The organism is Nocardia sp. NPDC046763 (genome assembly GCF_040645495.1).
In the GTDB taxonomy this organism is placed as follows: domain Bacteria; phylum Actinomycetota; class Actinomycetes; order Mycobacteriales; family Mycobacteriaceae; genus Nocardia.
The window spans coordinates 153,290-171,879 of the sequence record NZ_JBEYYI010000011.1; the positions used below are offsets into that span (position 1 = coordinate 153,290).

The following is an 18,590-nucleotide window of genomic DNA, read 5'->3' on the forward strand; positions in this document are numbered from 1 at the left end:
CTCAGCCGATGCGGTCGAGCAGTTCGCCGTCCGTGCCGAACAGCTCCCGCCGCCATCGTTCGAGCAGCGCGTTGGTGTCGATGTCGTCGGGATGGAACCCCGGCCGCAGGTAGGGCCGCATCTCCTTCAGCAGCCCCTGCACAATCGGCCCGCGGTACAGCCGAATCGACTGCCGCACCACCTGCAGGGGCCGCCAGCTGCGTGGATCACTGAGGATCGAGGCGAGCACACCGAGCGAGACCACCGGAATGGTGAAGACATACATCCCCGCCATCACACCGATGCGCACCATCTCGGTCCCGCCGGCGCTCCGGAACACGTCGAAGGCCACCGACTTGTGCTCGAGTTCCTCGAAAGCGTGCCAGTTCAACAGATTCCAGACCTCCGGATCGCCCGGAATATCCTGGATCTCCTGGGTGCCCAGTACCCGCTTGGCGAGCGTCGCCGTGTAATGCTCGGCGGCGGCGGTCACCGCCAGATGCACCTGCCGCGGCACCGCGTTCTCGATCGCGACCACGCCCTTCTCCCGTAGCGCGCCGGGCGCGAAGGTGAACAGGCGGACGATGGGGAAGCCGTTCTCGATGAGCTGCTCGTTCAATCGCCGATGCTGCTGCCCGTGCACCGCCTCCTGGCCGATGAATCCGGCAACCCGCTTCTTGAGCACGGGATCGGTGATCTCACCGGAGTATCTGCGCACCGAGCGGATGAAGGATTCCTCGCCCGGCGGAAAGGCCGCCGAGAGCACCGCAATCAGGTGGGTGAGGGGAATGTCGCCCTGGACGAACTGATGCGCCATCGGTTCGGGCTCGCCGAACCGGAATCGCATGCGCCGCACCTTCGGATAGGGCATGAGGGACGTGCTGTCCTGCCGACCGATCGCCATTGGCCGGTCCTTTCTCGCCATGGGTTGTGACTACTTCACGTGCTCGACGAGCTGACCGTCCGGCCCGAAAAGCTCCTGCTGCCACCGGGACAGCAGTGCCGCGGTGTCGATGTCGTCGGGGTGGAAGCCGGGCCGCAGGTACTTGCCGAGCTCCGGCATGAGCCCGTGGAAGATGGGGCCGGTGAACAGCCGATATGCCTCGCGCGCCACGCGGATCGGCTGCCGCCGCGCGGCCGGGTCGCGCCCGACGGCCAGCGCCAGGCTCAGGTAGGTCAGCGGCAGCGTCAGCGAGTACATGGCGAGCATGACCCCGATGCGGGTGCGCTCGGTACCGCCGACCGCGCGGAACACGTCGAAGGCCACCGACTTGTGTTCGAGTTCTTCCAGCGCATGCCAATTCAGCAGATTCCACACTTCCGGATCACCGGGAATGGCCTGGATCTCGTCGCTGGACAGCACCCGCTGCGCCAGCACGGCGGTGTAGTGTTCGGCCGCCGCGGTCATGGCCAGGTGTACCTCGGGCGGGACCCGCTCCTCGATCCAGAGCATGCGCTCCCGGGCCCGCTCGGAGTCCAGCCAGGCGATGGGATAGCCCAGCTCGACCAGCTTTTCATTGAGTTTGCGATGCTCCTGGCCATGCATGGCCTCCTGCCCTACGAAACCGGTCACCCGCTTCTTGAGCATCGGATCGGTGACCCGGTCGGCCACCCGGCGCACCGAACGAATGAAGGACTCCTCCCCCGCTGGGAAGCCGCCGGACATGCCGGCCACGAAATGGCTGTAGACCAGGTCGTTTTCGACGAAGTACTTGTCGCTGGAAGTGCGCTGATCGAATCGGAACCTGATGCGGCGGGCCTTGGGATAGGCCTGCGCCGGAAGGGCATTCGCCATCTGGACCATCCTTGATGCAACACGAAGTACCTAGTACTGCGTGCTCGATGTAATGCCCAGTGTAGGATTGTCCCAGACAGTGCACAAGGCAGGTGCCGTAACGGATCGAATTACAACCTGCCGCATGGCCTCCCACCCGAGTCACGACCGCCCGGGCGAGAGGAATGGCTCAGCGAATGAAGCGCTCCACCATCCGCCGCTCGCTGGCGACATCGGCCAGGGGCCAGGTCAGCAGCGACAGCACCATGCGCACAATCCATTGCGCCGCTTCGTCATCCGGCGCGATCCCGGTGAGCAGGGTGGCGACCCGCCCCAGCTCCGGCGAGCTCGTGAAGGCGCCGCCACTGCCGCCCGCCCGGGTGCCCGCGAATCCGTTGGCCAGCACCGGATCCGAGCGCACCGCCGCCACCGACGCCAAGATCGCCTCCGCGATCCGGCGCGAGCCCTCGTACCGCCGCACCGCCACGGCCACCCGCTCCGCCACCGCGATCGCCGATTTGGCCATCACCGCGTCGAACAGCGCGGCCTTGCCGGGAAAGTGCCGATACAGCGTGGCTCGCGAGCATCCGACCGCGCTCGCCACCTCGTCCATCCCCACATGGTCGAACCCGCGCGCCTGGAACAGCTCCGACGCGACCCCGACGATCCGGTCCGCGGCGACCGACCGCCGCACGCCACCCGCCAGCCAGTCCACGCGCTGCTCGGTCACCATGCCCACTCCTCATCGATGAAGATCAGGTCTCATCCTGAGATGTGAGTCCGGATTCGTCCAGGGTCAATGCGGACACCACGGGGTGCCCACTGGATAGCTGAATCTCCGCAAATACACCAAATCGCCTCGGATACCGATCTACAACAGACCTATCTCAAATTGCTGGAAGTTCACCTTTTCTGTGTGAGGCTGGCGGAAGACGTGGCGTGGACGGTGTCCGCGTACGCGCTCGAGAAATACGCGTACTGGCTCGGGGATTGCGGTGGCAAACGGTCGGCGAGGAGACGACGCGTGGAGAAGAGGGTGCGCGGCTCGGGCGCAAGCTCGACTACAACCGCCAATATTCGGGCCGGTCACCAAGGCCGTCGACCTTGGAACCAACTGGATCGAGAGCCGGAAAGCCCAACAGTGAGGTGACACATGACACTAGAACCTGCGGATCGCACCGATTTCGACAATGCCGAGCGCGGCTTCATCGCCCGCCTCTCTCCCGCCGTGATTTCGGGGAAGAACGGCGGCGTGGCCTACGACGCGGACTCTTTCGACTTCCTGCAGGCCGATGGCGCGGCCACCGTCCCCCCGAGTCTCTGGCGGCAGTCCCAGCTCACCGCGATGCACGGCCTCTACGAGGTGTGCGAGGGCGTGTATCAGGTTCGCGGCCTGGATATTTCGAACATGACACTGATCGAGTCGGACAATGGCGTCATCGTGGTCGACCCGCTGGTCAGCGCGGAGACCGCGGCCGCTGCGCTGGCACTGTACCGCGCGAACCGCGGCGACCGCGCGGTCACCGCGGTGATCTACACCCACCCGCACGCCGATCACTTCGGCGGCGTCCTGGGGGTGGTCGATCCGGACACCACCGTGCCGATCATCGCACCCGAGCACTTCATGGAACACGCCATCTCGGAGAACGTGTACGCCGGTTCGGCCATGCTGCGCCGCGGCATGTACTACTCCGGCGCGAATCTGGCGCGCGACCCGAAGGGACTGGTCGGCATGGGACTGGGCCCGGTCGCCTCGGCGGGTGAATTCGGGCTGCTCGCACCGACACTCGACATCACCGCCACCGGCCAGGAGGAAGTGGTCGACGGGGTGCGGATCATCTTCCAGATGACGCCCGGCACCGAGGCGCCGGCCGAGATGAACTTCCTGCTGCCCGACCGCAATGCGCTGTGCATGGCCGAGAACGCCTGCCACACCTTGCACAACATCCTCACGCTGCGTGGGGCGCAGGTTCGCGATGCCCGCATGTGGTCGCGGTACATCGCCGAGGCGATCGAGATGTTCATCGACCGCACCGATGTCGTGTTCGCCTCGCACCACTGGCCGACCTGGGGCCGGGACGACATTGTCGAGTTCCTGATCCAGCAGCGCGACACCTACGCCTACCTGCACGACCAGACCGTGCGGCGAATGAACCGGGGCGAGATCGGAATCGAGATCGCCGAAGACTTCCCGCTGGCCCCGGAGCTGGCCGCACAGTGGAACAACCGCGGGTACTACGGCTCCATCAGCCATGACGTGAAGGCCGTCTACCAGCGCTATCTCGGCTGGTACGACGCCAATCCGGCGCACCTGTGGCCGCACCCGCCGCAGGAGCAGGCCACCCGCTACGTGCAGTTGCTCGGTGGCGTGGACGCGACCGTCGCCAGGGTGAAGGAGTTCGTGGACCAGGGTGATCTGCGCTTCGCGGCCGAACTCGGCAGCCACGCGGTCTTCGCCGACCCGTCCCACGCCGAGGCCAAGGAGACCCTGGCGGCGGTGTTCGAGCAGCTCGGCCTCGGCTCCGAGAACGCGACGTGGCGCAACTGTTTTCTCACCGGCGCACAGGAACTCCGCCGGGGTGTCACCCCCACGGCGATCGCCGCCAGCCAGGCGGTAGCCCTCGCCATGAGCATCACCCAGCTGTTCGACACCCTGTCGCTGAACATCGTCGGGTCCAAGGCGTGGGACGAGAAGTTCAGCATCGCTTGGCATTTCACCGACAGCGACGAGGACTACCGGATGGAGCTGAGCCATGGCGCGCTCATCCACCATCCGGCCACCCGCAAACGGGATGCCGATCTCGACATCACCCTCACCAAGCTCGGCCTGCTGCAGCTGATGGCAACCGGTTCGTTCGACGGCCTGCGGACCAAGGGCGACGCCGGGGTGTGGAAGCGGCTCACCCGCCTGCTGGACAAGGCCGATCCCAATTTCACGGTCGTCGTTCCCTGACGCTCGGGAGACCGCCGGACCGCATCGGCACCCACCGAGGCGGTCCGGATCCAACTCGGCCGCCGCCGAATTCACCCATCGAGGATGAGGGAGCAAGAGCATGAACTCGCCGGTGCGGACGCGATCGGCCCCGGTGTGACCGACGGTCAGGGGGCGGTCATCAACGGCTGAAGGTAGCGGACCGCGTAGTCGCGCAGCCGCTCCTCGGAGTCCAGTAGCGGCGGCGCGTCCGGTGTCAGCACCAGCGAGTGGATCAGCCGCACGACGGTGGTCGCGTAGAACTCCGTCTGCTCGCCCCCGGTCAGCCCGAGCTGGGCCCGACCCGCGTTCACCTGCGCGGTCACGAACGCCGTTGCGATGCGCAGGATTTCACCGGCTTCGAGGGTGAGCCAGCCGAGCACCTCGTCCCGGTCCACGGCGAACAGCCGCCGCAGCAGCGGATGGTCGCGCAGCGTGGTGACGGTGACGATGAACCCGCGCGTGTGCCGTTCCAGCGGATCGGCGATATCCCCGATGCCGCGCTCGATCTCCGCCAGGGTCCGGCGCACCTCATGGGAGAGCGCGGCCCGGGTGATCTCCTCGCGGCCGCCCATCCGCCGGTAGAGCGTGGCCCGGTTCACCCCGGCCCGCTTGGCGATGTCGTCGGCACTGGTTCGCCGGATGCCGACCAGCGAGAACTGTTCCAGGGCAGCCTCTTTGATGCGCGTGTCCACGGCGTCGTCGGGTTCTACAGCCGTGAGCAGGGCCTGTAGTGACAAGGGTGATTCCACCGGGCGCACCTCCTGACCGGAGTCTAATGGATGTGCGACAGCGCAACAAAATTTGTCGCATGGTCTTGCGACAAAGAGAGACTATATGTTGCACTCTTCGATAGGAGTTCCCAATGACGTGGAGGCCGTGCCATGAGCAGTGCAGCAGAGATCGACCAGCCGACAACCCTGCCGAAGGGCGCACCCCTGGGCCCCGGCTCACTGCTGTGGGAGTACTTCGGCGACCATCGCCTCAAACTGTTCTTCGGGCGCTCCGGCACCCTGCAGAACATGCACCCCGCCGTTTCCGCGGCGCTGCAACAGCATTCGAACTTCTTCGACGATCCGTGGGATCGGCTGCTGCGCTCGGTGCCACGAATCGAGGACTCGGTCTACGACCCGCCCGAATCCGCGTCGGCCGTGCGCGTGCGCGACTACCACCGCGACATCAAGGGCATCGACCACCACGGACAGCGGTATCACGCCCTGAATCCCGACATCTTCTGGTGGACGCACGTCACATTCGTCGAGACCGTCATGACCATGAACGAACACTTCGGCACGCCCCTGACCGACGCCCAGAAGCGGCAGCTGTGGGCCGAGAGCGTCACCTGGTGGGAGCGCTACGGCCTGTCCATGCAGCCGGTGTTCGGGACTTACGAAGAGTTCCGGGCGTATTGGTCGCACATGCTCGCCGAAGAGCTGGAGGCCAACGAGACCACCGACTTCGCACTGCGGGCGGCCGCCACCCCGATTCCGCCCGTGCCCGGGGTTCCGGAGTGGGCATGGACGGTAATCCGGCGGCCGTTCATGGAATTCAATGTCTGGCTGCTGGCCGCCCTGATGCCCGAGCGCGGCCGGGAGATTCTGGGTATCGAATGGAATCGCCTGGACCAGTTCGATTTCCGGGTCTTCGCCGGCGCGGTCCGGACGACCTGGCCGCTGGTCCCGCGTCCGCTGCGCTACGACCGGCGCGTCTACCGCAAGATCCGCGCCGCCGAAAAGGGACTCAGCTGGAGGCCAGCTCGCGCTGCACGGTGGTCGTGATCTCGGACGCGGTCAGGAACATGACCACCAGGAAGTCGATGAGCTGGTCACGGTCGATATCGAGCTCATCGCGCAACCATTCGACGAGGATCTCCAGGCCGCCGTGGGCGACCGTTTTTGTTGTCCCGGCCAGCGTGGACGGCGTCGTGGGCAGCCGTTCTGGCTGCGCGACCGTTCGCGCTACGCCCGATTTGTCAATTTCTAGCGGTCGGGCCGAAGTCGAACACGACCCCGGTGAGCCGTTCGGATGCCGCCCACAGCTCTGCGGCCAGTGTCAGATCGTGGGCCTGCTCCCCCGCCTCGCACAGCACCGGATACCCCGTCACGCGTCTGGCCGGACCGAAGTACTCACCCCCGCGCACCGCGGGGTCGGTGGCCGCCCGCAGTGTCGGTAGCGCACCCATTTCCGCGCTCTGAACGATCGGCCGTAGGAGCTTGTCCAGTAGCGGCGCCGTCAGCACCCGTCGTAGGGCCGGACTCAGATTGCGGCTGAAGTCGGTATGAGCGACTCCCGGGTAAGCGGCGACCGCGACCAGGCGGGTGTCGATGTCGTTGAGGCGCCGCTGCAGTTCGAACGCGAACAACAGGTTCGCCAGTTTCGACTGCCCGTAGACCCGGAAGGCTCGATATGCACGCCGCTCGTAGTGCAGATCGTCGAGATCGAGCTTGGTAGTGCGGTATCCCGAGGTCCCGCTGCTGACGGTCACCACCCGTCCGTTCGGCGCGGCCATGAGCAGGCTCAGGATCAGCCCGGTGAAGGCGAACGGTCCGAGATGATTTGTGGCGAAGACAGTTTCGAAACCATCGTCGGTCCTCGACCGCGTCCGCGCGAGCGTCCCGGCGTTGTTGATCAGCAGATCGAGGTGTTCGTATCGCGCGTGCAGCCGATCGGCCGCCTCGCGTACCGACCGCTGGGATGCCAGATCCAGGCGCAAGATCGGCAACTGGGCCCCCGGCACCGCCTGTCGTATCGCCGCCGCCGCGGCGGCGGCGCGTTCGGTGCTTCGGCAGGCCAGTATCACCTCGGCACCGCGTTCGGCGAGCCGCCGGGCCGTTTCGAGGCCGAGTCCCGCGCTCGCGCCGGTGACCACCGCCGTCCGCCCACGTAGGTCCGGGATATCGGCAGTCGTCCACGGTGTTGTTCCGCCCATCCTGCAATAGTGCAGGGCGTCTGGGCCCTTCGCAGACCAATCGCGTCGGGGGGAGGCGCGGGCGCGGGTCGGTCCATGCTGGCGTTGAAGCCGCCCGGTCTCGACCACGACCGGGACGAACCACGTTTGCCCCACCGAATCGAACACCGCTCCGGTAACGCGCCCAGACAACACATACCGCACTTGCGCCGTGCGGCGGCGAACACTCGGCGCTCGGACATCCAGTCCGGCCGTGTCGAGGCCCGTGTTCCCCGCTGGACATCATCGGCAATCAGGCATGCACCGATCACTGATCCGGCGGAGACCACCGCCGGCAACGCCCCCGCAGGTACGCACATTCGAATTGGGTTGGCCTCCACAACCATTCGGCCGAGGACGATCCGCGACCGGACACAACGACCTCGGAGCCGCTGCGGTAGGGTCTCAAGCCGGCAACGCTTGAGATCGGAGTGAGATTCATGGATAGGGCGACTCCCGCGCCGAGGCCGACACGAACTGTTCCCGGGTCACTCAACAGCAACTCGGTGCCGTCATCGAATGCCGTCACCGATGGCAAGCCGCGACGACCTCGACAGAAATGGGCCTTGATCGCCGGAGCCGTAGTCGTGGCAGCCGCGATCGGCGGTGGCACGGCAATTGCTTTGCACGGCAAGGATTCCGATCCGACTGCCACGGGACCGACCTATCAGAGCCCGACCGACGAATGCGCTCTGATCTCGCCGGCAGTACTCACCACGTACACTCCCGGCGCGGCGTGCAAACGCACCCCGACGGTCCCGATGGCACACGGCGAATTCACCCGATCGCCCAGCTGGACAGTCGATGCTCCGACTCACCCCGCCAGTATTCAGGTGGATCTGCGTATCACCTCGGCTGCGGCGAAAAGCTATGCCAACGCCAAGAGTTCGTTCCTGGACCGCTACGGTCCACAACTCACCAAACCGAAGTCGGCCGATATCAACCCATCCGACCTTGGGCCACAAGTTCAGGAAGCCTTCGTGATCAGTGGTGCTTCCGTGGGTTTCCCCGGCCGCGCCGACAGCCGGCTGATCATGCGAGCCGGAAACGCCGTCGTCGAAGTCGCGTTCAACGACTGGACCAGCCCAGATGCGTCAGAGGCCGCAGTCAAGGCGATCGCGGCCGACCTGATCACCAACCTGCGCTGATCCAAACCGGTTGTCCGCCGCCACGTCGGCCGCGGTCGATGGTTCGATACCGGCGAAGGCCGTGATGCTGCTCCCAGCAGACCCGCATCGAAGCCGCGCTGAAATCGCCGAAGGCCCGCGGGCTCTCGGCACCCTGTCGCCCCGGTGGGCCGATCGCATGGTCCTGGCTGCGGTCCAGCCCAGCGGGACGGCCCGTCCCGCAGTGACATTCACGACGCGCAGCTGGTACCGGCGTACAACTCGATCTAGGCTCCCTGGCGAAAAGTACTGGATCTGAGTAGGCAGGATCGCACCGTGGGTAGCTCAACGATGCCGTGGACCGCCGACGACATTCCGGATCTCAACGGGCGCACCGCGATTGTCACCGGGGCCAGCGCGGGGCTGGGGCTGGAGACCGCGCGGCGGCTGGCCGAGCGTGGAGCCCGGGTGGTGCTGGCCTGCCGGAATGCCGAGAGGGCCGCGGCGGCAGCGGAAGTCATTCGGGAGAGTGCGCCCGATGCCGAATTGCCGTTCGTGGAGTTGGATCTGGCGTCGCAGGAGTCGGTGGCGAAGGCCGCGGTGCGGGTGCACGACGAGTTCGAGCGGATCGATCTGCTGGTAAACAATGCGGGGACGCTGAACCGGGAGCGGTCGGTTACCGCGGACGGGTTCGAAAGCACCTTCGCGACAAATCATCTGGGGCCGTTCGCGTTCACCGGCCTGGTGCTGGATCTGCTGCAGGCCGCGCCGCTCGGGCGAGTGGTGACGGTGACCAGCGGGCTGTCCGCGCGGACCTCGTTCGAGCTCGACGATCTGTTCTACGAGCGGCGCAAGTACAAGGGGCTGTCGGTCTACGCGCAGTCCAAGCTGGCCAATGCGTTGTTCGCGTTCGAATTACAGCGGCGGCTCAACGGCACCGGATCGAGGCTGATCTCGGTCGTGGCGCACCCGGGGGCGGCGGAATCGGACTTCGCCCAGAACCTCGGTCCCGCAGTGGCTTTCCTGTCCCAACCGCAGGTCCGGTGGATGTTCCGAATCTTCATGCAGACCGTCGAGATGGGGGCGCTGCCGACGCTGCGCGCGGCCACCGACCTGGGGGTGCGCGGCGGGGAGTTCTTCGGGCCCAGCGGTGCCAGCAAGGGCTACCCGGTCGAGAACAAGATCGGCGAGCAGGCGGGTGACCCGGAGCTGGCGGCCGAACTGTGGGCCGAGTCCGAGCGGCTCACCGGGGTCGCCTACCGGTTCGACGACGACATCGCGGAGTAGCCGAAGCATGCCGGGCGGATGTGCACCGGCGTCATCCGCGTCCTCGGACAGTCGAGACTCAGTGGTCCGCCGCTCACATCGGGCGCTCTGTCCCACGCACCCGTGGACGCCTTCCCTCGCATCGGACCGGGGGCGTCGGTGGTGTGTTCCCGCGCGTAGCTCGGTACACGGGTTCGCCGTGGCCCGCCGGTGGTGGGCCGGTCAAAGTCTCGGCCGCCGAATCGGCGGCCGGATCAGTTGTTCGTGTGTGTCTTCGAACCGTCGCTGAAGCCGACCAGTGGGAGCCGCAGGGCTGCCGGGGCGGTGGGCGGGACAACGGGGTTGCGGGGCGGGATCGGGGGTACACGGCGGTAGGCCGCGCCGATCTCCGGGCGGGGGTCGGGCTCACCCTTGTTGGGCCACAACGAGAGTGCGCGTTCGGCCTGGGCGGTGATGGTGAGCGACGGGTTGACGCCGAGATTGGCCGAGATGGTGGAGCCGTCGATGACGTGCAGGCCGGGGTGACCGTAGAGCCGGTGGTAGGCGTCGACGACGCCGGTGGCGGGCGAGTCGCCGATGGCGCAGCCGCCCAGGAAGTGTCCGGTCATGGGGATCTTCAGGATGCTGGAGCTGGCGCCGATGGGGATACCACCGATGGCATCCGCCATCCGGCGGGCGACCTCGTGCCCGGCGGGTACCCAGGTCGGATTGGGTTGGCCCTCACCCTGTTTCGTCGTCATGCGGCGGCCGAACAGTCCACGCCTGGTATAGGTGGTGATGGAGTTGTCCACCGACTGCATGACCAGCAGGCCGATGGTGCGCTCGGACCAGTGTCGCGAATTGTGCACCCGGACCGCATCGAGAGGCCGACGGCGGGCCGCTCGCAACCAGAGCCGCCAGCGCGGGGTGTCGCCCTCGTCGTCGACCATGAGGGTGCTCATCACGCCGAAGGCATTGCTGCCCTTGCCATAGCGGACCGGCTCGACATGGGTGTCGTGGTCGGGGTGGATCGAGGACGTGATCGCCACGCCCTTCGTGTAATCCGCGTGCTCGTCACGGCTGCGCACGCCGAGCAATTCCTCGGAGTTGGTGCGTGACAGATAGCCGAGGCGGTCCGAGATCCCGGTGAGCGAGCCCTTGTCCCGCAGCCGATGCAGCAGCCGCTGGGTCCCGAGCGAGGCGGCGGCGAAGATCACGTGCTCGGCCGTGGATTCGCGACGCTGCTTCCGGACCACGCGCCCGGTACGGACGGTTTCCACCACGTAGCCGCCGCCGCTCAGCGGTCGAACATCGGTGACGGTGGTGAGCGGATGCACTGCGGCACCCGCTTTTTCGGCCAGGTACAGGTAGTTCTTGACCAGCGTGTTCTTGGCGTTGTGCCGACAGCCGGTCATGCATTCCCCGCAGTGGGTGCAGGCACGCCGGTCCGGCCCCGCGCCGCCGAAGAACGGATCCGGCGCGTCCTCGCCCGGGCGGCGGCCGGGTCCTCCGAAGAAGACGCCGACCGGGGTGGGCCGGTAGGTGTCGCCGATTCCCATGCCCTCGGCCACGTCTCGCAGCACGCGATCCGCCGGGGTGGTCGCCGGATTGGCCGTCACGCCCAGCATGCGCTTGGCCTGGTCGTAGTGCGGGGCGAGCTCGTCCTTCCAGTCCGTGATGTGACCCCACTGCCGGTCCGCGTAGAACCTGTCCGGCGGCTCGTAGAGGGTGTTGGCGTAGACCAGCGAGCCGCCGCCGACACCCGCACCCGCCATCACGAAGGTGTCCTTCAGTAGCGCCAGGTCGCTGAATTCCGAAGCAACCCAGGGCCGGGGCCCACAGATACTGCCGCAGCCGCCACGAAGTCTTCGCGAACTCGTGGTCCTCGAAGCGGCGGCCCGCCTCCAGCACGCCGACGCGATAGCCCTTCTCGATCAGTCGCAAGGCGCTCACGCTGCCGCCGAAGCCGGAACCGATGATGAGGACGTCGTAGTCGAATCGCATTGCTACTCCTGGGATTCTGCGCTGACGACCGGGGTGATCCGGTAGTCGGCGGGGTTCCGGCGGCGGGTCGCGCGGCGGTATCCGGTGACGGTGCCCGGCCAGTTGTCGGTGATGCGCCCGGCGGCATTGCGGTACCAGCTGGTGCAGAAATTCCACACCGAACGATCCAGTCGTCCTTGGATGTTCGCGTCGTAGGCGGCCTCGACCTCGGGAAGGACCTCGAGCACCTGGCCGGGTCGGCGGTCCAGCAGTTCGACGGCCTGGCGAATGGAGCGGGTCTGCGACTCGATGATGTGCACGATAGAGCCGGTGCCGATGATGGCGATCGACGGACTGGTGGTCATGCGTCACCCTCTCCTCACCTCGATGTGCTCGGGTCCGACGCTACGACCTGCGCATATCCGGCCATAAAGAGCGACGGCCATAAAATCAATACTTTCGGCCATAATCGGTCCATGAGCACGGTCGAGGAGCCGGAGGTCCGGACCTGAAACTTCCCGCGCGGCACGGCCAGCGGCGCGGTCATGACCGAATTCGCGGGCGAGCGCGGCGTCCCGGCCGCGCGGATGCTGGTGGGCACCGGCCCGATGTCGGCTATGCCATCGCGGCCATTCTGGCACTGGGCGCGGTCGCGCTGTTCGCGCTGCCGCCGCTGGGGCACGCCATCGGGCTCAGCGATCACGAGTTCGGGCTGCGGGCGAAAGCGGTGTTCGTGTGGTCCAAGTTCCCGAAATTCGTGCTGGGCTTCCTGGCCGTGTCCGCGGTGGCGACCTTCCACTGGCTGAGCAAGCAGCAGGTCACGAACCTGGCCAATGTGTCCCGATGGGCCTTCCTGCTCACCTTCGCGGGCGTCGGGCTCGATACCAATATTCGCGAGCTGGCCCGCACGGGCTGGCGGCCGCTGGTGGTCGCCGTGGTCGGCCTGGTGACCGTCGCGGTGGTGTCGCTCGGGCTGGTGCTGGTCACCTCACGCATCCTGTATTGGGGTGTCGCGGGCTGAGATTCACGAGAAAGGGCCGGGATCCATCGGTCGATCCCGGCCCTTCGCCGATGATTACGCGCCGCGGCGCAGCGCCGGAGCTTCGGCCTGCTCGGTGAGACGCTCGGAGAGGAACCGCATGGCCGGTCCGGCGAAGGCCATTGCGCCGCCGAGGTGTTCGCGTCCCCGCATGGTGTGCATGGTGACGTCCGCGCCCACCGCCTCCCACTCCTCCGCGAGGCGCACGGCCTGCGGATACGGGATGACCTGCTCGCTGGTGCCACCGGCGACCAGAACCGGTGCGGCGGGTGCGATTCCGCCCAGCCGGTTCTCCAGCAGCCGGGCCTTCACCTCGGGCACGTCGAACGGGGGCCGGTGGCAGAAGGTCGAAACTCTGGTGGGCACGATCAGACCCGCACCGATCCCGAGCACGGCCGCGGCGGCGACATGGGTGCGGCGGAAGAGCGCGGCCAGGGCGCGGCCCTGCGGCTTGAGGTGCTGGAGCACATTCAGTTCCGGATAGGCGGCCTCGATGCCGAGCACACCGTAGAAGAGCAGGAAGGCGTAGGGCGTGCCGTCCAGGAACTTCACCATCTCGACCATGTCGGCGGGCGCCGAGCCGACCACGCCGCCGGCGAGCTGCAGGTCGGGGGCATAGTCGGGCTGCAACTGCAGCGCCCAGCCCGCGGCATTGCCGCCCTCGGAGTAGCCATAGACGCCCAGCGGGCCATCGGGATCCAGGTCCGCCTCGGGCAGCCGGCGCGCGGCACGCATGCTGTCCAGGACAGCCGGGCCCAGGGCGCGGCCCATGACGTACGGGTGCAGGCCAGGACTGCCGAGGCCCGGATAGTCGGTGATGGCGAGCGCCCAGCCGCGGCGCAGGGCGGCGCGGAGGAAGATCGATTCGTACTCCAGCCCGAACCGCAGCTGCCAGGATGCGGCGGCGACCGTGCTCGCCAGGCCCTGCGTGCCGACCGCATACCCGACCAGCGGTCGCGAGCCGGGTCCGCGCCACGGCGTGTTCGGCACCAGCACGGTGCCGCTGACCTGCGTCGGAGCCCCGGTGGCGGTCGTCGAGGTGTATTTGATGCGCCAGGCCCGAGCGGGCAGCGGAACCCCGGGCAGCATCCGTGCGGTCATCGGTTCGGCGGCCAACAGCCTGCCGGGTTCGAACGCACCGGGATGCCCGGCACCGACCGCCGCCTCGTCGAGGCGGTTGGTGTTCGCAGTCATCGTTGCCTGCCCTTCTAGCACATACTCGCGTTATGCAGTTGTCGCACAATCGGATCCGAGGGGAGGCGTCAGCTGTCCCGGACAGTCCGGTTGAACGAAACCATACCCACTATGAGAGATGGCGACACCTCTTGTCACAACAACTCCCATTCGGTGGGACGGCGCATAAGAGACAACCGCTCCGCGACCTCGAAATACTCCCGGCCCCAGCCCTGTTGGCGCAGTTGTGACCATTCCCCGCATCCTCTTGATTTCGGGCAGCACTCGCGAGGGCTCGACGAACACCGCAGCGCTGCGCTCGATCGCCGCCGACGCCGGGCTCGATTTCGAGGCCGTTCGGTACCAGGGCCTACTCGACCTGCCCGCTTTCATCCCCGGTGGCGAGCCCGAGCCAGCTGTGGTCGAGTCCCTGCACCGGCAGCTCGCCGAGGTCGACGCGGTGCTGTTCTGCACCCCCGAGTACGCGGGCATGATCCCCGGCAGCCTGAAGAACCTGCTGGAGTGGACGGTCGGCAATGCCGATCTCAGCGACAAGCCGGTCGCCTACGTGAACGTCGCCTACGAGGGCCGCGGCGAGGCCGCCGTGGCCACCCTGCGCACCGTGCTCGGCTACGTCGGGGCCGAGCTGGTCGAGGCGGCCTGCGGCCGGATCACCGTACGCCAGAGCGGTATCGGTCCGGATGGCCTGGTTGCCGATGCCGATGCGCGTGCTCGCCTGAATGCCGCCGCCCGCACCCTGGCCGCACACGCCGCCCATCCCGCCGAGCCACTCACCTCGGTACAGCTCGACAATTGACGCATTGCACGTCGAAAAGAGCAGACAGACCGGGCAAGTTGCTAGACATTCGCTGATGTCGGATCCTCCGCCGCGGGCACTGCCCGAAACGTCGAGTGGCACAGCTCCGAGGTCTCTGAAGATGCGCCACTCGCCGAGAGACCCGGTCAGTCGGCCTCGTCCGGGAACGCCTGCTGGCGGTGGCCGCCGCGGAGGGTGCCCTCCAGATAGGCCGCCTTGCAGGCGCGGCGGGCGATCTTGCCGCTGGAGGTGCGGGGAATCGATCCGGCGGGAACCAGCAGCAGGTCTCGCACGGTGACACCATGGCGCTTGGCGATGGCCGCCCGCACGGTCTCGGTGATCGGCTCCGGGTCGAGCTTGGCCGCACCGGTACCGCGTTCGGCCACGATGACCAGTTGCTCGCCGGCGGAGGCGGACGCGGCGGTGTCGACCGTGGCCACCTCGGCCGGGAGCTGATCCCCCGCGACCGAGAAGGCCGCCACGAAACCCGGGCGCAGGGCGGTGCTGGACTCCTGGGCGGAGTACTCCAGATCCTGTGGATAGTGGTTGCGGCCGTCCACGATCACCAGGTCCTTGACGCGGCCGGTGATGAACAGCTCGCCGTCGTAGTACGCACCGAAGTCGCCGGTGCGCATCCAGTTCCCGTCCGCCGCTGCGCCTTCCGCGTGGCTCGCGGGCTGCCGGGAGGTGAGCCTGTTGTGGAACGTCGCAAGGCTCTCCTCCGGACGGCCCCAGTAGCCACGGCCGATGTTCGCACCGTGCAACCAGATCTCACCGACCTCGCCCTCGGCCTTCTCCGCGCCGGTGTCCGGGTCCACGATGGCCGCCCACTGGGACTTTGCCACATAGCCGCAGGACACCTGGGCCACAGCGTTTTCCGCGTGCTCGTCGACCTCGACCATGTGCCCGGCATTGAGCCGCGTCCGGTCCACCCAGACCGTGCGGGCCTCGTCCTCGCGCTTGGTGGCGGAGACGAACAGCGTGGCCTCGGCCATGCCGTAGCAGGGTTTGATGGCGGTCTTGGGCAGGCCGTACGGGGCGAAGGCGTCGTTGAACTTCTTCATCGAGGTCACCGACACCGGCTCGCTGCCATTGATCAGTCCGATGACATTGGACAGGTCCAATTCCTCACCGGCCTTGGGCAATCCGCGGGCCGCAGCGTGCTCGAAGGCGAAATTCGGTGCGGCGGCGAAGATCTCGGCGCCGTCCTCCTGGGCGGCCAGCTCCTTGATCCAGCGAGAGGGTCTGCGCACGAAGGCGCTGGGCGACATGATGGTGATGTATTTGCCGCCGATGGTGGGCAGGATGACCGTCAGCAGCCCCATGTCGTGGAACAGCGGCAGCCAGGTGACGCCGCGGGCCTTCTCGGTGATGCCGATGGCATCGATCATCTGCAGCAGGTTGGTGCCGACGGCCCGGTGCGTGATCTCCACGCCCGCCGGGGTACGGGTGGAGCCGGAGGTGTACTGCAGGTAGGCCACATCGTCCATCTGCAGGTGCGGCCGCGCCCAGCTCTCCCCTACGCCGTCCGGGATCGCCTCGACCGCGATAATGCGCGGACGCTGCTGCGCCGGTAGGTGTTTGAAGATCTCGCGCACCCCGGAGGCAGCCGCACCGACCGTCAGGACGGCTGCGGGCGTGCAGTCCTCGAGCACGGCGTGCAGCCGGTCGGTGTGGCCCTGCTCGTCCGGATCGAACAGCGGCACCGCGATATTGCCCGCGTACACCGCGGCGTACATGGCCACGATGTAGTCGAGTCCCTGTGGGGCCAGGATGGCGACCCGGTCGCCCGGCTGCGTGACCTGCTGCAGCCGGGCGGCTACGGCGCGCAGCCGGACGCCGAAGCGATTCCACGTGATGTCGTGGTACTCGCCGTCGCGTTCGCGTGAATAGTCGATATAGCGGTAGGCGAGCTCGTCCCCGTTGGCCGCGGCGTGCTTGTCGACCAGGTCGACCATGGTCTGGTTGTCAGGGATCTTGATGTTGCCGTGCTCGTCCAGATAGTCATCGAAGGTCTCGCCGATCATTCCCTATCCTTTTTCAACTCACAGCCGTCAGAACTGTGCAGTGACACCGAACAAAGATCGACACGAAAGCCCGAATGTTGCTGGGGGCTGGGGAACTCTAGCAGGTGCCGGAATCCCGCGTCACCGTCTACGGCCGATGGAGGTACCGCGTACGGCCGGAGCGATCAGTAGCGGCCGAAGGCGATGGCCACGTTGTGCCCGCCGAAGCCGAAGGAGTTGTTCAGGGCGTAGTCGTAGCGACCCGGCCGGGCCTGGCCTTTCACCACATCGAGGTCGATCTCGGGGTCCTGATTCTCCAAATTCAGTGTGGCGGGGATGATTCCGTCCCGCACGCTGAGAACGGTGATGATGGACTCCAACGCACCGACCGCGCCGATGGAATGCCCGAGGGCGGACTTCGGCGCGTACACCGCGGCGTGATTGCCGACGGCTTGCTGAATGGCGTTCGCCTCCGCGGTATCGCCGATCGGCGTGGCGGTGGCGTGCGCATTGATGTGCGTGACATCGGATTTGGACAGGCCCGCGTACTCCATGGCGCGGGACATGGCGCGGGCCGCGCCGGTGCCCTCGGGGTCGGGGGCGACCAGGTGGAAGCCGTCGGAGGTGACGCCCGCACCCATGATGCGGGCGTGGATGGTGGCGCCGCGGGCCTTGGCGTGCTCCTCGGTCTCGATGACCATGAGCGCTCCCGCCTCACCGAAAACGAAACCGTCACGGTCCATGTCGAACGGCCGCGAGGCGCCCTTGGGGTCGTGGTTGCGGGTGCTCAGGGCACGCATCATGGAGAACCCGGCGATGGGCAGCGCCTGGATGGAACCCTCTACGCCGCCGGTGACCACCATGTCGGCATCGCCCATGACGATCATGCGCCAGGCATTGGAGATCGCCTCCGAACCGGACGAACAAGCCGAAACGGGCGTGGACACACCAGCCCTCGCGCCGAGCTCGACTCCGACGCAGGCGGCCGCGCCATTGGGCATCACGGCCTGCACGGTGTGCGGCACCACCTTGCGGTAGCCGCCGTTGACCAGCTTGTCGCGGGCGGACATGAGCACCTCCGCACCGCCGAGGCCGGTGCCGATGGAGACGCCGAGACGATCCTGGTCCACCTCGGGGCTGCCGGCATTGGCCCACACCTCACGGCCCAGCACCACCGCCATCTGCTCGACGTAGGCCAGGCGCCGGGTCTCGGCCCTGGTGAGCTGGCTGGTGGGTGAGACCTTGAGGTGACCACCGATACGGACCGGTAAGCCGAGATCGTCGAGGAAGCTGTCCTCGAGGACGTCGATCCCGCTCTCCCCATTGAGTAGTCCCTTCCACGTCGAGTCGACGTCTCCCGCGATCGAGGTGGTCGCCGCGAGCGCGGTGACAACGACACCGGGGTACTGCCGGCGGTGGGGTGTCTGCATGTTCACTCTCCGTAGCAATGCTTCGGCGAACCAGCGTGCGATCCGCATGGCTGTCAGGGACTGGTTTGGAACTACAGAGTTGGGCCCGGCCGTGAACACATCGGCGGGGTTTTGAGCCAA

Annotated in this window: 15 protein-coding genes and 2 pseudogenes; 6 read left to right on the forward strand and 11 right to left on the reverse strand. The window is 67.1% G+C overall.

Features of this window, described 5'->3' with window-relative positions; all coding sequences use genetic code 11:
• Position 1 precedes the first annotated feature (1 nt).
• From ABZ909_RS19905 to ABZ909_RS19915, 3 genes are all read right to left on the reverse strand, one after another.
• Positions 2-883, reverse strand: coding sequence for a metal-dependent hydrolase (locus ABZ909_RS19905; protein WP_357001551.1), 882 nt, complete (start codon positions 881-883; stop codon positions 2-4).
• A 30-nt stretch (positions 884-913) separates the two neighbouring features.
• Positions 914-1,774 carry a metal-dependent hydrolase gene (locus ABZ909_RS19910; protein WP_357001553.1) on the reverse strand — a complete coding sequence of 287 codons (861 nt, stop codon included), beginning with the start codon at positions 1,772-1,774 and terminating at the stop codon, positions 914-916.
• Between the two features lie 169 nt (positions 1,775-1,943).
• Entirely contained in the window at positions 1,944-2,486 is a 543-nt protein-coding gene (locus ABZ909_RS19915; RefSeq protein WP_357001556.1) for a helix-turn-helix domain-containing protein, read from the reverse strand.
• Positions 2,487-2,906: 420 nt separating this feature from the next.
• Here ABZ909_RS19915 and ABZ909_RS19920 point away from each other — a divergent pair, with 420 nt between their 5' ends.
• Positions 2,907-4,706, forward strand: a complete 1,800-nt coding sequence (locus ABZ909_RS19920) for an alkyl sulfatase dimerization domain-containing protein (RefSeq protein WP_357001559.1) — start codon at positions 2,907-2,909, stop codon at positions 4,704-4,706.
• Positions 4,707-4,852: 146 nt separating this feature from the next.
• On the opposite strand, the gene ABZ909_RS19925 is transcribed toward ABZ909_RS19920, so the two are convergent.
• The gene (locus ABZ909_RS19925; protein ID WP_357001562.1) at positions 4,853-5,476 is read right to left on the reverse strand and encodes a helix-turn-helix domain-containing protein; all 624 of its coding nucleotides are present in this window, start codon (positions 5,474-5,476) and stop codon (positions 4,853-4,855) included.
• A 132-nt stretch (positions 5,477-5,608) separates the two neighbouring features.
• On the opposite strand from ABZ909_RS19925, the gene ABZ909_RS19930 reads away from it, so the two are divergent.
• Entirely contained in the window at positions 5,609-6,502 is an 894-nt protein-coding gene (locus tag ABZ909_RS19930; protein WP_357001565.1) for an oxygenase MpaB family protein, read from the forward strand.
• A 194-nt stretch (positions 6,503-6,696) separates the two neighbouring features.
• Here the strand turns inward: ABZ909_RS19930 and ABZ909_RS19935 are convergent, their stop codons facing one another.
• Positions 6,697-7,653 carry an oxidoreductase gene (locus tag ABZ909_RS19935; protein ID WP_357001568.1) on the reverse strand — a complete coding sequence of 319 codons (957 nt, stop codon included), beginning with the start codon at positions 7,651-7,653 and terminating at the stop codon, positions 6,697-6,699.
• 605 nt (positions 7,654-8,258) lie between these two features.
• Between ABZ909_RS19935 and ABZ909_RS19940 the strand changes: the two genes are divergently transcribed.
• Positions 8,259-8,819, forward strand: coding sequence for a hypothetical protein (locus ABZ909_RS19940; protein WP_357001570.1), 561 nt, complete (start codon positions 8,259-8,261; stop codon positions 8,817-8,819).
• Positions 8,820-9,113: 294 nt separating this feature from the next.
• Positions 9,114-10,064: an oxidoreductase gene (locus ABZ909_RS19945; RefSeq protein WP_357001572.1), complete on the forward strand. Its 951-nt coding sequence runs from the start codon at positions 9,114-9,116 to the stop codon at positions 10,062-10,064.
• A gap of 233 nt (positions 10,065-10,297) precedes the next feature.
• Here ABZ909_RS19945 and ABZ909_RS19950 read toward each other — a convergent pair.
• From ABZ909_RS19950 to ABZ909_RS19960, 3 genes and pseudogenes are all read right to left on the reverse strand, one after another.
• Positions 10,298-12,026, reverse strand: a pseudogene (locus tag ABZ909_RS19950) (GMC family oxidoreductase).
• Positions 12,027-12,028: 2 nt separating this feature from the next.
• Positions 12,029-12,370, reverse strand: a complete 342-nt coding sequence (locus ABZ909_RS19955) for a hypothetical protein (RefSeq protein ID WP_357001574.1) — start codon at positions 12,368-12,370, stop codon at positions 12,029-12,031.
• 14 nt (positions 12,371-12,384) lie between these two features.
• Positions 12,385-12,708 carry a hypothetical protein gene (locus ABZ909_RS19960; RefSeq protein ID WP_357001576.1) on the reverse strand — a complete coding sequence of 108 codons (324 nt, stop codon included), beginning with the start codon at positions 12,706-12,708 and terminating at the stop codon, positions 12,385-12,387.
• Here ABZ909_RS19960 and ABZ909_RS19965 point away from each other — a divergent pair.
• Positions 12,613-13,026 (forward strand): annotated as a pseudogene (locus ABZ909_RS19965) (putative sulfate exporter family transporter); the annotation flags it as partial. The gene ABZ909_RS19960 and the pseudogene ABZ909_RS19965 overlap by 96 nt on opposite strands.
• A gap of 54 nt (positions 13,027-13,080) precedes the next feature.
• On the opposite strand, the gene ABZ909_RS19970 reads toward ABZ909_RS19965, so the two are convergent.
• Positions 13,081-14,238: a lipase family protein gene (locus ABZ909_RS19970; protein ID WP_357001578.1), complete on the reverse strand. Its 1,158-nt coding sequence runs from the start codon at positions 14,236-14,238 to the stop codon at positions 13,081-13,083.
• Between the two features lie 226 nt (positions 14,239-14,464).
• Here ABZ909_RS19970 and ABZ909_RS19975 point away from each other — a divergent pair, with 226 nt between their 5' ends.
• Positions 14,465-15,034, forward strand: a complete 570-nt coding sequence (locus ABZ909_RS19975) for an NADPH-dependent FMN reductase (protein WP_357001580.1) — start codon at positions 14,465-14,467, stop codon at positions 15,032-15,034.
• Between the two features lie 146 nt (positions 15,035-15,180).
• On the opposite strand, the gene fadD32 is transcribed toward ABZ909_RS19975, so the two are convergent.
• Together fadD32 and ABZ909_RS19985 are read right to left on the reverse strand one after the other, a co-directional pair.
• A complete protein-coding gene (gene fadD32 / locus ABZ909_RS19980; RefSeq protein ID WP_357001775.1) occupies positions 15,181-17,058 on the reverse strand; it encodes a long-chain-fatty-acid--AMP ligase FadD32 in 1,878 nt (625 codons plus the stop codon).
• A gap of 167 nt (positions 17,059-17,225) precedes the next feature.
• On the reverse strand, positions 17,226-18,470 hold the full coding sequence (locus ABZ909_RS19985) for a KasA/KasB family beta-ketoacyl-ACP synthase (RefSeq protein WP_357001582.1): 1,245 nt from the start codon (positions 18,468-18,470) through the stop codon (positions 17,226-17,228).
• Positions 18,471-18,590 lie beyond the last annotated feature (120 nt).

Bases quoted from the DNA above. Each gene is read 5' to 3' on its own strand.
- ABZ909_RS19905 (WP_357001551.1), bottom strand. From the start codon at position 883: ATGGCGATCGGTCGGCAGGACAGCACGTCCCTCATGCCCTATCCGAAG.
- ABZ909_RS19910 (WP_357001553.1), bottom strand. From the start codon at position 1,774: ATGGCGAATGCCCTTCCGGCGCAGGCCTATCCCAAGGCCCGCCGCATC.
- ABZ909_RS19915 (WP_357001556.1), bottom strand. From the start codon at position 2,486: ATGGTGACCGAGCAGCGCGTGGACTGGCTGGCGGGTGGCGTGCGGCGG.
- ABZ909_RS19920 (WP_357001559.1), top strand. From the start codon at position 2,907: ATGACACTAGAACCTGCGGATCGCACCGATTTCGACAATGCCGAGCGC.
- ABZ909_RS19930 (WP_357001565.1), top strand. From the start codon at position 5,609: ATGAGCAGTGCAGCAGAGATCGACCAGCCGACAACCCTGCCGAAGGGC.
- ABZ909_RS19935 (WP_357001568.1), bottom strand. From the start codon at position 7,653: ATGGGCGGAACAACACCGTGGACGACTGCCGATATCCCGGACCTACGT.
- ABZ909_RS19955 (WP_357001574.1), bottom strand. From the start codon at position 12,370: ATGACCACCAGTCCGTCGATCGCCATCATCGGCACCGGCTCTATCGTG.
- ABZ909_RS19970 (WP_357001578.1), bottom strand. From the start codon at position 14,238: ATGACTGCGAACACCAACCGCCTCGACGAGGCGGCGGTCGGTGCCGGG.
- ABZ909_RS19985 (WP_357001582.1), bottom strand. From the start codon at position 18,470: ATGCAGACACCCCACCGCCGGCAGTACCCCGGTGTCGTTGTCACCGCG.